Source organism: Mesorhizobium sp. M2E.F.Ca.ET.209.01.1.1, assembly GCF_004010375.2.
Taxonomy (GTDB): domain Bacteria; phylum Pseudomonadota; class Alphaproteobacteria; order Rhizobiales; family Rhizobiaceae; genus Mesorhizobium.
In genome coordinates this window covers 1-633 of sequence record NZ_SADP02000085.1, presented here as the reverse complement: position 1 = coordinate 633, position 633 = coordinate 1, and the positions used below count along the sequence as shown (strand labels likewise).

The window sequence follows — 633 nt, the reverse complement described above, 5'->3', positions numbered from 1 at the left end:
TTGCGACACCGGCCTCGCGGGCGAGCTTTTCCAACAGCGCGAAATGCGGGCCGGGGTTTTCATCGGCTGGCGGTATGCACATCAGGCCCTCGATGGCGAGGCCATGCACGTCGCGGCAGCGTTTGATGAAGGCGACCGCCTCGCGCGGCTCGATGCCGGCCTTCTGCGGCTCGGAGCCGGTGTTGACCTGGACATAGAGCTTCGGCGCCCGGCCCTGTCTGGCGATCTCCTTGGCAAGCTCAGCGGCAATCTTCTCGCGGTCGACGGTCTCGATGACGTCGAAGAGAGCAACGGCTTCCTTCGCCTTGTTGGACTGTAGCGGTCCGATCAGATGCAGCTCGATATCGGCAAACGCCTCTTTCAGCGCCGGCCATTTGCCCTGAGCTTCCTGCACACGGTTCTCCCCGAAAACGCGCTGGCCGGCCTCGATGACCGGGCGGATGTCGCCGGCCGTAAAGGTCTTCGACACCGCCACCAGCGTGACGGCGCCAGGCTCGCGCTTCGCCTCGCGTTCGGCGTTCGCGATCCTCGCCTTGACCGCGTGAAGCTGCTCGACGGCGCTCGTCATGCCTATTTCCCGCCTATAGTTTTAACGTTCGCGCCGGCTCGCCACAGTTGACGGGTCCGGCAATC

General features: G+C 64.6%; 1 protein-coding gene. It reads right to left on the bottom strand.

Going from position 1 to position 633, the window contains the following annotated elements:
* The coding region (locus tag EN852_RS34675) for a YggS family pyridoxal phosphate-dependent enzyme (RefSeq protein WP_135879579.1) at positions 1-568 on the bottom strand (568 nt) is incomplete at its 3' end.
* Positions 569-633 lie beyond the last annotated feature (65 nt).